Raw genomic sequence first — 14159 nt, 5'->3', positions numbered from 1 at the left:
TCGCAAGACAGCGCGCACGGCCTCAAGCAAATGTCAGTGCGGCGTAGTAGCCCGACTGCAATTTTTCATAGGCCAGGAGAATTTCCTCTTCAACCACTCCCACCAACGGCTGGCCCTGGCTCATGGCCGGCTGGCCCAGCTCACGCAACAGTACAAAGGGATATTCCCCATCGCCCAGGCGAATGCGCCCGCGCTTGTTGTCCAGCCGCAGCCGTGCCATCAGCGCGGCAAAGGGCACCGGCGTGGCAGGCTGCGCGGCGCTCCGCTTTTGGCCAGTAACTGGGCGTGCAGGTGTTCGTCCTGCTCGCTCAGCCAGCCACGCCCGCGGGCGATGGCCGCCGCCACTAGCATGCCCAGTCCCACTGCATGGCCATGGGTCAGGGTGCCGGTTTCCAGTTCCAGGGCATGCCCGACGGTATGGCCATACTCAAGCACCACCCCGAATTCGTGCTCCAGCGGATCGCCGAGCAGCAGCCGTTGCTTGGCGGCGATCCCCAGTTTCACCAGCTCAATCCAGGCGCCGGGGGTTGCGTTGCCCGCCAGACGTTTGAGTGTCGGGACGGTGGCCGCGTCAAAGGCCAGCCCGTTCTTGCACAGTTCCACCACGCCGGCGGAAAACGCATCTTGCGCCAGCGTGTGCAAGTACTGCACATCCACGCAGCACAACGCTGCCGGGTGGTACAGGCCGTACATGTTTTTCGCCTGCGCCCCGTTGACAGCCTGCTTCTGCGACAGCACCGAGTCTGACATCGCCAACAGCGTGGTCGGCACGTGCACCAGACGAATACCGCGATACAGCAGACCCGCCAGCAACCCGGCCAGGTTGCCCGTTAGGCCGCCGCCGAAGGCCACTACCACCGAACGTCGTGTCGCGCCACCCGCCACTGCCTGGTCGAGCAGGCTCTGCAGGACATCGAGCGTCTTGCGGGTTTCCTCGGCCTCCACGAGCAGGCAGGTCACCGGCACGTAATGTTCCAGCGCATCGAGCAAGGGCGCCCCCCATAGTTCGTAGACCCTGCGATCGGCGATCAGGATAATGTGTTCGGTGTCTTCGCTGGCCCGGGCGGCTATCTGCTCCGTGAACCGGTAACCCACGAGCATCTCCATGGCCTTGTCACCGAAGCAAAAGCTCACCGACTGCACCGCAATCGCCGCCGCATCGCGCCGCGTTGAGGTTTTATACGAAAGCCCCCCCATCACACTTCTCCCTCGATTGCACGCAGTGAGCCTGCGTGCTGCTTGACCTTGGCAAACGCGTCGGCGATCTGCGCCATGGCATCGCCGTCGGTCAAAAACAACCAGTGCGGCAACACCACGTGCTGGCGGTGCGCCGCCCGGGCATTGCGCAACGGCTCGGGTACCCTTGGCGCGGCCGGCAGGCGCGGCGGACTTCCGGGGTCCAGCAGGCCAAACTCATCCATCGGCGGGTAAGGCGTGTGTACCCAACAGCCGAGCTCGGCAGACAGGGCCGCCGCAATCTTCGCTGCCGATATACCGGCAAATTCGGGTGCCTCAAGACGCACGGGGAAGTGATAGAGGGTGGTCGCCTCGGTGCCAGGCGCGCTGTGCTGAAAGGTAAAACCGCCGATTTCCCGCAGATGGCCGCGCAGCGCGCGGGCCTGATGCGCACGCTGAGCGTTTTCCTTGTCCAGGTCTTCCAGACGGCTGAGTAATACCGCCGCCTGCAGCTCACTCAGGCAAGCATTGCGGGCAAACCCGTGGCCGTCCTCCTCCAGGCTCATGTAACCAGGCAGCGCCGGTTCGGCGCGCAGGCGGCGGCCATCGGCATGCAGGCGGAAGATGCGTGCAGCCAGGTGCGGGTCATCGCAAATGCAGGCCCCCCCTTCGCCGCTGGTCAATACTTTGCCGTTTTGCATGCTGAAGGTACCGACCGTGCCGACACTGCCCACCCGCCGTCCGCGCCACCGTGCGCCGTGGGCCTGGGCGCAATCCTCGATCAGGTCCAGGCGATGTCTTTGCGCCAGGGCCAGCAAGGCATCCAGATCGGCGATGGCGTTGTACAAATGCACGGCCATGATGGCTCGGGTTCGCGGACCGATGGCCGCTTCTACCGCGGCGGGGTCCAGGCACAGCGACAGCGGGTCGATATCAACGATCACAGGGATGGCATTGACCGCCAGCACCGCACTGGCACAGGCGACCCAGGTCAACCCCGGCACAATGACTTCGTCACCGACGCCGATCCCCAGCGCCTGCATGGCGCACATCAATGCATTGGTACCGTTGACGGTCGGCACGCAAAAACCCACACCGTTGTAACGCGCGAATGCTTCGGCGAAGCGTCGGTCCCAAGTGGGACCACCGTCGGTTTCCAGGCCGCTGACCGACCAGCGACCGCTGCGCATTACCGTCAGCAGTGCCTGTTCGGTTTTCGCCGTGGACTGTGGCCACTGTGGCCAGGGCTGGGTGCGTACCGGCACGCCACCATGCTGCGCCAGGCGACTCACGAGCAGGCTCCGGCGGTAGCCAGCGCAGGGCCGCTGGTCAGACGCAAATTGGACACGCCCCCCAAGTAGTAGCGCACGGTGGCGCGCTCGGAACAGGCGAATTGCACGCCTTGGCTACGCACGCGATGGAACAGTTTGTCGTCCTCGCCCACCCGCTGGTCGACTTCGAACTGACTGAACACATCGTCAAACCCCAGGCGCTGTAAACACCCTGTGCGAAACAGCCATTCGTTCATGTCGACTGTCGCGTAACTTTCGGCGCATTGCGCGCCGCGCAAACCGTCACGCATGATCGGGCTGCCCGGAGTGAAGACGCCCTGCTCCACTCCCCAGCGGTGCATCTTTTGTGCAACGACCGGGTCGTCGTGCCATGGGTAGTGCTCGAACAAAAACGCCGACCCGTCAGGGTTGAGCACTTGACGCCAGGCATGGGCAGCTTCAAGCCCAGGGTCGTTCAATAGTTGGCAGAGAGTTTGAAGGTGCTCGGGCTCAAGTGTGTTGTCATCATCCAGAAACCCCACCAATGGCTGTGTCACATCGGCCACCGCTGTCGCACGCAAGCGCGCCATGCGCGATGACGAGGCACCCTGAAACGGCTCGCCAGGCAACGCGCGCCACTGCACCTGGTCGCGCCAAGGCGCCAGGAGTGGATGCTCGCGCAGGGCATCTACCCGCTCGGAAAGGATTCGATGGTGGATTCGTACCGGCCCTTGCTGCGCGGCGACACTGGCGATACAACGCGCCAAGGCCTGCGGCCGGTCAACGGCGAACGTCAGGATACACACTTCAGGCCAGGGTCCAGACACGTTCACCTCCAATCAAATGAGCATGGGTTACCACAGAATCCAGGTCTTTGCCGGCCACTTGCGAGGCATATTCGGCCAGACGTTCGAGCTTGTACGGGAGCCAGTCGCCCAAGGGCGTAAGCAGCGCTCGCAGACCCTTGGCGTCGAGCGCCAATTGGCGGTCAAGCTCGGCGGGGGCCAACTCTCCGGCATAGGGCAAGTCTTCGTAGAAAAACAGCGGACAGACGCCGCCAAACACCCGTTGCGCAGCGCGCGGGTAATCCGGTGGTCGACATGGCCGCCAATCCCCAACGGCGCGAACACGCGGGTCGGCACGTTGCCCTCGATATGTCGACGCAAGCGTTGTTCCAGGCGCGCCACCATCGGGTCTTCGAGCGGCACGTCACTGTTGATGAACAGCGAGTCCACATCCGGATAACCGCGCAACGGCGCCTCGGCCAGCCCCAGCCGCGCAGGCTCCAGGCGCAGGACCGCACAAAACCGCGCGTCTTCGGCGTGACGCAACGCCGAGACCTGCGCCTGGGAGGTGATGCCGGCGGCATAAGGCGCAAAGCGGCTCTCGGAAAAAATCGTCAACAGTTGCAGCGGCCGACTGCTTTCGGCTCCGGAAAACAAACGCCCGGTGAGGGAATAGGCGATGTCATCGCAGTGCGGCGCAAGCAGTAAGCTGTGGCAACGCTGGTTCATGATCGAGCTCCGGCAGACAGCAGGTCGGCGTAGGCGGCACAAAGCGTCGCCAGTGCCTGCTCGTTACTGAACTGTCGGGCAAAACGCTGGCGCAACGCTTGGCCCCGCGCTTCGCGTGCCGGGTCTTCCAAGGCGCTGGCCAAGCTGTCGGCCAGGGCGCGGGTATCGCCAATCGGCGTCAACCAGGGATAATCGTCACCGCACACCCAGCGCGCGCCGGCTGTCATTGAAGCGACTACCGGCCGCCCCCGCGCGGCCAGTTCCAGCAACGCCACGGGCGCGCCCTCGAACAGCGAACTCAAGACAAACACATCGACACCCGCCGCCACTGCATCAATACCGCCGAAGGGTTCGAAGGCGCCCATGAACTCAACGTGTGCAGCCACACCCAGCATTTTCGCGAGGTTGCCCAGACGCTCGCGGTCTTCACCTTCGCCCCACAGGCGTAACCTGACATGCGGGCAACGCACATGCAGCAAGCTCAGCGCAGCCAATAGAAACTCCAGGCCCTTCTCCGCCGACAATCGGGCGATGCAACCAACCACTGGCGTCCCGTTCAAGGCGCGGGCAGGGAGGCTTTGGGGCGGGTCGATGAGCGTGTTGGGCAATACCGTCACCGGCCCCTGATAGCCGTAGTGCCCACGGGCATGAAGCGCCGCGTCCGGGTTCAATACCAACAGGGCGTCGAGGTGGTGGATCTGCTCGTTCAGTGCGTCAGGCAACCACCAGCATCGCGGACTCAGGTCGGTCGGTTCCCAGCCAATCACCGGCACGCCCTGCCCTTTGCGTAACCAGGCCAGGCAATGCGCTTCGATGGGCATGAACTGAATCAAGTCTGCCGGGCGCTCTTCAAGCAGTGCCAAGGTGCTTTCACACAAGGCGTCGGGGCTGCCATCCGCAGCCTTGATAAGGTGCAGGCCATCGACCTGCAGCAACTTCTGCCACGCAGGATGCACCTGCGGCCCGGTCAACAGCCGCAGGCGATGCCCGTCCCCTGCGACCAGGCGGGCAAAGGTCACCGCCGCATATTCGCTGCCGCCAAGACCGGCCAGGGACGGCACCACCCAGAGCAGGTTGAAAATGGCGCTCATAAACGCACCAGCTGGAAGAAACCGCCCTGCTCGCCCAGTTGCCCGTCGCCCCCCCGGCCCACGGCTTGCTCGACCGCGAAGCCGGCCTGAAGCGCGGCCTCGATGAATTCGGCATTGCTGTGATTGCGCTGACGGATGGTCTTCCAGTCACGCCGTTCTTCCCGGCCCTGGGCGTCAATAAAACTGTAAAGCTGGTGACTGACCAGCCAGCGGCTATGCGGGTCATATTCTTCCCAGCCCATCATTGCTGCATAGCGTGGGCCGGTGGCGGTGAGAATGCCGCCGGTCAGGCCGTAACTCTGCATGGGTTTGGGCAGCGCCCCGGCGGCAGCTGCAAGCCTCACCGGTGAACGCTCTCGCATATCTGTCAGCAACCAGCCACCGGGGCGCAAGGCGTCGCCGGCCATGACCAGGAAACGACCCAACTCGTCCAGATCAAAATGGGTGACGAAATCGTCGGCGGCCACGAGCACATCGAAGGTTTCGCCGACGGGCAGGTCCAGCACACTGCCGCACGTCCAGCTCAGCCGCTCGCGGGCATCCACCTTCAACGCTTCGGCCTTGGTTGCCAGGTAGCCGAGCATCGGCGCTGAAATATCCACGCCGTGCACCCGATGTCCGTCGTCAAGCAGCGCAAAAGCCAGCCTCCCCGTACCGCATCCCAGGTCCAGCACCGAACACGCCGGGCCCTTGAGCTGACGACAGTAGTAGGCAATCGTGCTCGCCGAATCGGCATCGCCCGCGCCGGCATCGAACAGCGCCGGGTCATAAAAGTTCGCCAGCCAGGGCGGGTTGAGTGTCATCTCGTGGCTGTTCATGCGATCACCTTGGCGTTGCTCATAAGGTCACCCGGTAGTTGGCCCATTCAGGTTCAAGCCAGTCTTCGAGGTCCATGTAGCGGCGTTCGTAGCACCAGTTGCAGTCGCCACACCGCTTGATCGCCTCACCGCCCAGGCGCTGCAAGTGCTCGGCGCGCAGTTGGCGCATATCGGCGCCATTCCAGAACTGGTCGAAGGTGCCCTCCTGCCAGCTGCCGAAGGTAAATTCGTCGCGACCATTGAGGTGGTCGCAAAAACCCAATCGCCCGCGGCTGTTGATATAAAGGTATTGCCAGGGATGGATGCAGACCTTGCTGATGGCCTTGGGTTGAATGCTCTCGGCCGATAGCGCCGCCGACAGTTCGATCTGCAGGTTGTGCAGATGCCGCAGTTCGGTCAGGCGTTGCATCACTCGCGTCACCCGTTCGGTATGAAACTCCAGGCGATTGGGGTCGTTGTCGGGCGCCACAGGGGTTCGAACTTGAAGCGCCGTACGCCCAGGGCCATGCCCAGGGCAATGATGCCTTCCAATTCGTCGAGGTTGCGACCGCTGATGGTCACGCAGAGGTAGAGCTTTTCGGCGGGGTCATGCCCAGCCGCTCGCTGGGCGTCGGTCAGCAGGCGCAGGTTGGCCAGCACCTGTTCAATGTCGGCGCGCCGCGCAGTTCCCGAAACAGCGCTGCGGTTGCGGCATCGAACGACACCCCCACAGTAATGCCTTCGCGTCCCAGGCGCTCCCACATCAAAGGCTTGCGCACTACGGCGTTGGTGATCAACTTGACCTTGACCGGGTAAGCCAGCGCCACGTCCAGGTAGTCGAGAAATCCCGGGATGATGGTGCTTTCGCCCCAACCCCGCAGATCGACGAACTCGGCACTGGGGAATAACGCAGCGGCCATTTCCTTGAACAAGGGCAGCGGCAGCACCGTGCCTTTGACCGGGCTGCAACGACACATCGGGCAGGTAAGGTTGCAACGATCTGTCAATTCTACGTAAATAGCCCTGGGCAATTCGGCGCGCGTAGACGGTTGGTTACAAGCACTTTGTACTTGAATAAACTGTATAACTTCATTCATGAACACGCATCCTTGCATGCAAACGCTAAGTGGGAAAACACCAACTTTTCCAGTCGGACAACCCCTCGCGCACGGCATCAGCCGTGGCGGCTACGATAAATTTAATTTGCGTCCTGGCGAATCATCCTTGGTGCACAGCTGCATCTTCCATGGGTATTGTTTTTTGACCGCAACCTGATGCTTTATCCCGGTCACCAACCCCGCAGGCGAATGGCCGTGAGGTCAATGCAGTTCACGCTAGCAGTTGTTTTCAACTATGCAAATATTTTTATAGCGCGTTTGAATTCATTCGTTGAAACCCCGGCATTGCGGTGCGATTTGTGTTTCCTAAAAACTGATCTTGCGTCGCCCAGCCAGCTGCTATGCTCTCTCCGTCGGGCCTGACAGGGACGCGAACGTCACGACGCTTGCACTGATGCCAACGCGTGACATTCTTGAAGCTGTCCAATTATTTAATATTCCAATTCGGAAGAGTCATGCTTTAAAAACGCAATAACCGCCAAATTCACTACTCGCATCAATCGTTAAGGATTGCCATGGACAGGTCATTCCCAAGAACGCTGTTATTGTCTGGCGTTTATCGAAACTATCATCAGGTGTTGTGTGAAACTGTTATACCTCGCCGGCCTTGGGAGGTTCTGTAAGATGATTGTCACGCGTACGCCCTATCGTATTTCTTTCTTCGGCGGCGGGACTGACTACCCGGCCTGGTATCAGGAACAAGGCGGTGCAGTTTTGTCGACATCAATCGATAAGTACTGCTACATCAGTTGCCGACCGCTGCCGCCATTTTTCGATCATAAATACCGAATCGTCTACTCACGTATCGAGAACGTCATGCACCCCAGCCAGATCGAACATCCGGCGGTGCGAGCGGTGCTGGGGCACCTGGCCTGCGACGACGGTCTGGAGGTGCATGTCGACGGTGATCTCCCTGCCCGCTCAGGGATGGGGTCCAGTTCCTCGTTCACCGTTGGCCTGCTCCATGCCATCAAGGCCTTGCAAGGCGAGTACATCAGCCACGAAGCCCTGGCCAGATTGGCGATGCATGTGGAGCAACAGGTTATCGGTGAAAGCGTCGGTTCCCAGGACCAGATCGCGGCTGCGTTTGGTGGTTTCAACCGTATCGACTTCCTGCGTGGTGGTGGCTTCAATGTCAGCCCGGTCATCGTGCCCAAGGCTCGCCTCGATGCGCTGCAGAGTCACCTGATGCTGTTCTTCACCGGGTTTTCGCGGATCGCCGCTCAGATTGCTCAATCGCAAATCAACAACCTTGCCGACCGCCACGCGCAGTTGAGACAGATGCACGCCATGGTCGACGAAGCGCTGCTGATCCTGCAGGGCCACGGCCCGCTTGAGGCCTTCGGTGAGTTGCTGGACCACAGTTGGCAGCTGAAGAAAACCTTGTCGAACAAGGTCAGCAACCCCGACATTGATCACCTCTACACCATTGCCCGTTCGGCGGGGGCAACCGGCGGCAAGTTGCTGGGGGCCGGGGGCGGCGGTTTCATGTTGTTGTTCGTTGAGCCGGCGTTGCATGCGCAGGTCCGCGAAAGTCTGCGCGACCTCGTCCACGTACCTTTCCAGTTCGAGCATGGCGGCAGCCGAGTGGTGCTGTATCAACCCAATGGACTTTGAGCAAGGAGCACAGATGACCACACGTACCGCCGTGATTCTCGCCGGGGGCCTCGGCACGCGATTGCGCAGCGCCGTGCCGGACCTGCCCAAACCTATGGCGCCGGTTGAGGGGCGGCCCTTTATTGAGTACCTGCTGGACTATTGGATCAAGCAAGGCATCGAACATTTCATCCTCTCCACCGGCTATCGCAGCGAAGCCATCAGCACTCACTTTGGCGACCGTTACCGCGACGTACCGCTGACCTATGCCCGCGAATCCAGGCCGCTGGGCACGGGGGGTGGCTTGCTGCTGGCCGCGACCTACCTGAGTGACGCCGACGACAGTTTCCTGCTGCTCAATGGCGACACCTGGTTCGCGGTGGACATGACCTGCCTCGAGCGTTTCGCCCGACAGCGCCAGGCCGGTTGGTGCCTGAGTCTGTTTCGCGCGGATGCAGCTAATCGCTACATGGGCATCGAAACCGACGACACAGGCAGGATCCAGGGCTTTGCACCGCGTCGCGGTGAGGTCGGGGTATTGGCCAACGGCGGGGTGTATTGGGTACGGCGTGCAAGCCTGGACCAGTGGCCGTATCGCCCGCAGCAGACCGTGTCCCTGGAGGACGAATTGTTGCCGTGGCTTCAAGGCAACGGTACGCCTGTCCTGGGCCTGGAAGCAGGTGGCAAGTTCATCGACATTGGCCTGCCTCACGATTATCGACGCGCGGGTCAATTGCTGGTGCCGGCGTGCTCCCCCGATCCTGTTGTTCGAAGCCAGCTACCAATCGTTAAATCATGTACCCAGCCTTAAATAATGTCTGTTGCGGATGTTTATCGCCGGACATCCATGTGTCATCCGCATGCCCCATGCTCAAACGTCATAATCCCCGGTTCGCCTGCGTGGTAATCTCGCGCCACCACGAATAGACATAGATCGTCACATGACGATGACCAGAGCCAGGAAAGAACATGCCGAAAAAATCTCACTCAGCGTTGCGCCGCAACTTCCGTGAACTGCTTGCAACGCCTGCGTGCGTTGAAACCGCCTCCGTATTCGACCCGATGTCGGCGCGTATCGCCGCCGACCTGGGTTTCGAGGTGGGCATCCTGGGTGGCTCGGTCGCCTCGTTGCAGGTGCTTGCGGCGCCCGATTTTGCGTTGATCACACTGAGTGAGTTCGTTGAGCAAGCCACCCGCATCGGCCGTGTGGCGCAGTTGCCTGTTATCGCCGACGCCGACCACGGCTACGGCAATGCCCTCAACGTGATGCGCACCGTCGAAGAACTGGAGCGCGCCGGCGTGGCTGCACTGACCATTGAAGACACGCTGCTGCCGGCGCAATTCGGGCGCAAATCCACCGACTTGATTGCCATCGACGAAGGCATCGGCAAGGTCCGCGCGGCCCTGGAAGCGCGTGTCGATCCCGAGCTTTCGATCATTGCCCGCACCAATGCCGGTGTGCTGTCGACCGAAGCCGTCATCGAGCGCACCCTGGCTTACCAGAAAGCCGGTGCCGACGGGATCTGCATGGTGGGCGTCAGCGATTTCGAGCATCTGGAGAAAATCGCGGAGAACCTTACGGTGCCGCTGATGCTGGTGACCTATGGCAACCCCAAACTCCATGACGCCCAGCGTTTAGCCGACCTCGGCGTGCGCGTGGTGGTCGCGGGCCATGGCGCTTACTTCGCTGCGATCAAGGCCACCTACGACAGCCTGCGTGCCCAGCGTCAGTTGACTCACAGCACCTCGAACCTGAGTGCTACCGAGCTGACCCATACCTACACGTTGCCGGAAAGCTATGTGGCGTGGGCCAAGGAATTCATGGACGTGGAAGAATAAAACAGCGCGAATCAGGGACGATTCTCCCCTTTCCGACGAAAAAATCCGCCGCATTATCTGCGGCGGCAACCAAAGGATTTTGTCGAAGCAGAGCGGCTAAGACAGTCTCCAAGCTACACCTCCCCGCCGATTAAAAAGAGTGAAGTTTAATTAATCGAGTTTAATCCGCTACAGGGCTGCAGCCCGCGCAGACTGTGCTTAGAATCGGCCTCGACAACACATCCGACAGACCAAAAACTGTTAACCCTTAGCTGAAAAAACACCTGCCCTTACAGCGTTTATGCGCCATCCACTAAAAGCGCGATGTTGCCGCGCGCATTCATTATTTCGGGGAAGTCAGAACATGCTTAAACAGTGGAGTCTGTTAGCGCTGGCCGTGTGCGCCAGTGTCAGCCCTGTGGCGTTTGCCGAGTCCGTCACGGACCAGGCCGAGTCCAAGGGGTTTGTCGAGGGCAGCAGCGTGACCGGGCTGTTGCGTAACTTCTACATGAACCGCAACCGTGAAGGCGGCCGAGCCGACAACCGCGACTGGACCCAAGGCGCGATGCTCAACTATGCCTCGGGCTTCACCCCGGGCACGCTCGGTTTTGGTGTGGATGCCTACGCCTATGGCGGGTTGAAGCTGGATGCCACGCACGCCGACGCCGGCACCGGCAACCTGCCCACCGACCGCCACGGCGATCCCGAAAATGCCTACGGCTCCGTGGGCGCAGCAGTGAAAGTGAAAATCTCCAGGACCCAGCTCAAATTTGGCGATATGCAACCTACCGCGCCTGTATTCGCTACCGGCGGTACGCGCCTGTTACCACAGACGGCCACCGGTTTTGACCTCACCAGCAGCGAAATCGCCGGCCTGGACCTGGAAGCCGGGCATTTCACCAGCACCAACAGTGGCATGACTAGCAACCACGACCACGATATCTACGCCACTTACGCCAATATCGCCGCCAACAGCGCGAGCTTCGTCGGCGGTAAATACAGCTTCACGCCGTCCTTGAGCGCCACGTTGTACGCCGGCGAACTTGAGGATATCTGGCGCCAGTACTACACCAACCTCAATTACGTCATCGCCCTGCCCCATGACCAGTCATTGGCCCTGGACGGCAACCTGTACCGCACCCTCGACACCGGCAGCGCCAAAGCCGGTGCAATCAACAACACCACGTATTCGTTGGCGGCGGCCTACACCTTCCTGCAGGCGCACACCTTGACGCTGTCATTTCAGAAGGTGCATGGCGACACGCCGTTTGACTACATCGGCACCGGGAATAACGGCGCGGGCGAAGGCGGCGACTCGATCCTGCTGGCCAACTCGGTGCAATGGTCGGACTTCAATGGCCCGGGCGAACAGTCGTGGGGGATACGTTATGACCTGAACATGGTCAGTTACGGCGTGCCGGGGCTGAGTTTCATGGCGCGCTATATCAACGGCTCCGACATTGAGGGTACCCACACGCCACAGCACAGTGCCTACGCCGGTGACTTCGGCGCGGACGGCGCGCAGCACGAGACGGATGTGGAAGCCAAGTATGTGATTCAGAGTGGACCGGCGAAGAACCTGTCGTTGCGCGTGCGCGACGCGATCGTGGCGTCGAACGCCGATCAGCGTGATGGGGATTTGAATGAACTGCGGTTGATTGTCGACTACCCGTTTACCTTGCTCTAGGGCAGCCATGCGGTCCGGCCAGCGTTGCGGCTGGCCGACCATTGGCATCAGCCTACCCAGCCGACGGCAGTCTTGGGAATCACCTCCGACTCATCCATCTTCGACGCGAACATGCTCACCGCCTGTACCGCATCGCTGGTGCTGGTGCGGATCTGCAGGATCACCGAGCCCGCCTGGTCCGCCAGGTTGACACCGCGTTGCGCGCCCTCCTGGGTGGCGCTCATGCTGGCCACCGCATCGCGGGTCTCAGAGAGGATCATGCCGATCATCTCGGCGATTTCCGCGGTAGAACGGCTGGTACGCCCGGCCAGTTGCCGGACTTCGTCGGCCACCACCGCAAACCCACGCCCCTGGTCACCCGCTCGCGCCGCCTCGATGGCCGCGTTGAGCGCCAACAGGTTGGTCTGGTCGGCGATGCCGCGAATGGTGTTGACGATGGCGGTGATTTGCTCGGAACGGTCACCCAACTGCCGACCAAACGCGCCGAGGCGCCGATATTTTCGGCAATCCGGCGCATTTCCGTGGCGGTTTCCTGGATCACCTGAGTGCCGTGCTCGGCGAAACGCTCGGTTTCGGAGGAAATATGGTAAGCCCGCGAGGCGCCGCGTGAGTCTTCCTCGAATTTTTCCACGCGTTCAGTGATGTCGCTGGCGAACTTGACGATCTTGATCAGCTTGCCGTCGCCGTCGTAGACCGGGTTATAACTGGCTTCCAGCCATACCACACGGCCGTGTTTGCCGATGCGCTTGAATTGCCCGGTGAAGAATTCGCCGTTGTTCAAGCGGCGCCAGAAGTCCGAATATTCACTGCTGTTGATCAGCGCCGGCTCGCAAAACATGCGGTGATGTTTGCCTTTGAGTTCGGCCAGTGAATAACCCATGACGCTCAGGAAGTTTTCGTTGGCATCCAGTACCTGGCCGTTCAGATCGAATTCAATCACCGCCATGGCCCGGTCAAGCGCGGTCAGCTTGCTGCGGGTCGCGGCTTCCTGCTCGACTTTGGCAGTGACGTCGAGGGCGTACTTGACCACCTTCAACACCTGGCCTCGCTCATCCAGCACCGGGTTGTAGCTGGCTTCCAGCCACACCGTGCGGCCATGGGCGTCCACGCGCTTGAACGTACCCGACACAAACTTGCCGGACTTGAGCTCACTCCAGAACTGACCGTAGGCCGGGCTGCTGGTCAGCGCCGGCAAACAGAAGTCACGGTGGGATTTACCGGCCAACTGATCACGGCTGTAACCCATGGTTTTCAGAAAATTATCGTTGGCACTCAGTACCTTGCCATTGAGGTCGAATTCGACCACGGCCATGGAGCGTTCAAGGGCAGCGATCAGTCCTTTGTATTCACTGACTTCGGCCGTCCTGGCCGCCAGTTCTGTTTTGAGCGTTGTGTTGAACATGACGTACCCTCAGCCGTGCGAAGAACCCATCTCTAATCGGGCTATCGGCGGCGGAATACGCGACTTTACGCAGTTTTAATGTTTATTTTCTGGCGTCAAATAAGCGCGATTGAATACGCGCTGTTGGCAGGTGACGCAGAGCGTCACGGGATGTATTCCCATTCCCTCGACAGCTCCCACATTTGATCTGGGTCGTTGTCGAAATCCGCATCCCCCGCTGGTTTGCCCCTGCGCTTGTTTTCGGGGACCATGGCGCCTTTCTGTTCCTGCCAATGAGAGCGCCCATGGCCAACCACGACCTGTCCTACACCCCCGATCCCGATGCTGATTCGATTTCCTCGGACGTGATCGGCTTCAACGGCATCCTGGTTTCCACCCAGATCCCAACCCGCGCCGACGGCAGCCTGGAGCTGGGCGATATCACCCTGCAAAGCGAATGCACCCTGCAAGCGCTGAAAGTGGCCCTGGAAAAAGCCGGCAGTTCCATGGACCGCGTCATGCACTTGACCATTTATCTGACCGATATGGCTGATCGCGCCGCCTTCAACGAGGTTTACAAACGCTTCTTTGCCAAGCCCTGGCCCGTGCGCGCGGCGGTTGGCGTCGCTGCGCTGGCGGTGGAAGGCATGCGTGTGGAGGTTACGGCGATGGCGGCCAAGGCCTGAGTTGATGCCCGCCACGCATTTCAC

At 60.9% G+C, this 14159-nt stretch carries 15 protein-coding genes and 2 pseudogenes; 5 read left to right on the top strand and 12 right to left on the bottom strand.

The window, feature by feature from the left end:
- Positions 1-22: 22 nt before the first annotated feature.
- From JWR98_RS23130 to JWR98_RS23085, 10 genes are read right to left on the bottom strand one after another with little or no spacing between them, the layout of a single operon-like run.
- Positions 23-220, bottom strand: a complete 198-nt coding sequence (locus JWR98_RS23130; protein ID WP_205491296.1) for a hypothetical protein — start codon at positions 218-220, stop codon at positions 23-25.
- Positions 220-1197 (bottom strand): 3-dehydroquinate synthase family protein, encoded by a 978-nt coding sequence (locus JWR98_RS23125; protein ID WP_205491295.1) that lies wholly within the window; start codon positions 1195-1197, stop codon positions 220-222. Before JWR98_RS23125 ends, JWR98_RS23130 begins: the two co-directional genes overlap by 1 nt.
- Complete coding sequence (locus JWR98_RS23120) at positions 1197-2468, bottom strand: DegT/DnrJ/EryC1/StrS aminotransferase family protein (protein ID WP_143480866.1); 1272 nt, start codon at positions 2466-2468, stop codon at positions 1197-1199. Before JWR98_RS23120 ends, JWR98_RS23125 begins: the two co-directional genes overlap by 1 nt.
- Positions 2465-3274, bottom strand: coding sequence for a glycosyltransferase family A protein (locus tag JWR98_RS23115; protein WP_143480867.1), 810 nt, complete (start codon positions 3272-3274; stop codon positions 2465-2467). Before JWR98_RS23115 ends, JWR98_RS23120 begins: the two co-directional genes overlap by 4 nt.
- Before the next feature lie 27 nt (positions 3275-3301).
- Positions 3302-3961 carry a PIG-L family deacetylase gene (locus tag JWR98_RS23110; RefSeq protein WP_205491294.1) on the bottom strand — a complete coding sequence of 220 codons (660 nt, stop codon included), beginning with the start codon at positions 3959-3961 and terminating at the stop codon, positions 3302-3304.
- Positions 3958-5052 carry a glycosyltransferase family 4 protein gene (locus JWR98_RS23105; protein ID WP_078733242.1) on the bottom strand — a complete coding sequence of 365 codons (1095 nt, stop codon included), beginning with the start codon at positions 5050-5052 and terminating at the stop codon, positions 3958-3960. The genes JWR98_RS23110 and JWR98_RS23105 overlap by 4 nt, the downstream gene beginning before the upstream one ends.
- Positions 5049-5870, bottom strand: coding sequence for a class I SAM-dependent methyltransferase (locus JWR98_RS23100; protein ID WP_205491293.1), 822 nt, complete (start codon positions 5868-5870; stop codon positions 5049-5051). Before JWR98_RS23100 ends, JWR98_RS23105 begins: the two co-directional genes overlap by 4 nt.
- Before the next feature lie 19 nt (positions 5871-5889).
- A complete protein-coding gene (locus tag JWR98_RS23095) occupies positions 5890-6279 on the bottom strand; it encodes an SPASM domain-containing protein (protein WP_205491292.1) in 390 nt (129 codons plus the stop codon).
- 8 nt (positions 6280-6287) lie between these two features.
- Positions 6288-6509 (bottom strand): hypothetical protein, encoded by a 222-nt coding sequence (locus JWR98_RS23090; RefSeq protein WP_205491290.1) that lies wholly within the window; start codon positions 6507-6509, stop codon positions 6288-6290.
- Positions 6485-6946 (bottom strand): radical SAM protein, encoded by a 462-nt coding sequence (locus JWR98_RS23085; protein WP_205491288.1) that lies wholly within the window; start codon positions 6944-6946, stop codon positions 6485-6487. Before JWR98_RS23085 ends, JWR98_RS23090 begins: the two co-directional genes overlap by 25 nt.
- Before the next feature lie 645 nt (positions 6947-7591).
- Here JWR98_RS23085 and JWR98_RS23080 point away from each other — a divergent pair.
- From JWR98_RS23080 to JWR98_RS23065, 4 genes are all read left to right on the top strand, one after another.
- Complete coding sequence (locus tag JWR98_RS23080) at positions 7592-8584, top strand: GHMP family kinase ATP-binding protein (RefSeq protein ID WP_205491286.1); 993 nt, start codon at positions 7592-7594, stop codon at positions 8582-8584.
- 13 nt (positions 8585-8597) lie between these two features.
- A complete protein-coding gene (locus JWR98_RS23075; protein ID WP_205491285.1) occupies positions 8598-9374 on the top strand; it encodes a sugar phosphate nucleotidyltransferase in 777 nt (258 codons plus the stop codon).
- Positions 9375-9532: 158 nt separating this feature from the next.
- A complete protein-coding gene (locus tag JWR98_RS23070; RefSeq protein ID WP_078733247.1) occupies positions 9533-10402 on the top strand; it encodes an isocitrate lyase/PEP mutase family protein in 870 nt (289 codons plus the stop codon).
- A gap of 343 nt (positions 10403-10745) precedes the next feature.
- Positions 10746-12068, top strand: a complete 1323-nt coding sequence (locus JWR98_RS23065; protein WP_078733248.1) for an OprD family porin — start codon at positions 10746-10748, stop codon at positions 12066-12068.
- A 47-nt stretch (positions 12069-12115) separates the two neighbouring features.
- Here JWR98_RS23065 and JWR98_RS30300 read toward each other — a convergent pair.
- Both JWR98_RS30300 and JWR98_RS30295 read right to left on the bottom strand, forming a co-directional pair.
- A pseudogene (locus tag JWR98_RS30300) lies at positions 12116-12496 on the bottom strand (methyl-accepting chemotaxis protein); the annotation flags it as partial.
- A gap of 254 nt (positions 12497-12750) precedes the next feature.
- Positions 12751-13380, bottom strand: a pseudogene (locus JWR98_RS30295) (PAS domain-containing protein); the annotation flags it as partial.
- A 374-nt stretch (positions 13381-13754) separates the two neighbouring features.
- Between JWR98_RS30295 and JWR98_RS23055 the strand changes: the two are divergent.
- Positions 13755-14135: a RidA family protein gene (locus JWR98_RS23055; protein WP_071484081.1), complete on the top strand. Its 381-nt coding sequence runs from the start codon at positions 13755-13757 to the stop codon at positions 14133-14135.
- Positions 14136-14159 lie beyond the last annotated feature (24 nt).

Origin of the sequence: Pseudomonas lactucae (assembly GCF_016937615.1) — a bacterium.
GTDB classification, from domain to species: Bacteria; Pseudomonadota; Gammaproteobacteria; order Pseudomonadales; family Pseudomonadaceae; genus Aquipseudomonas; species Aquipseudomonas lactucae.
The sequence above is the reverse complement of the archived record's forward strand: the minus strand, read 5'-3'. Positions and strand labels throughout refer to the sequence as shown.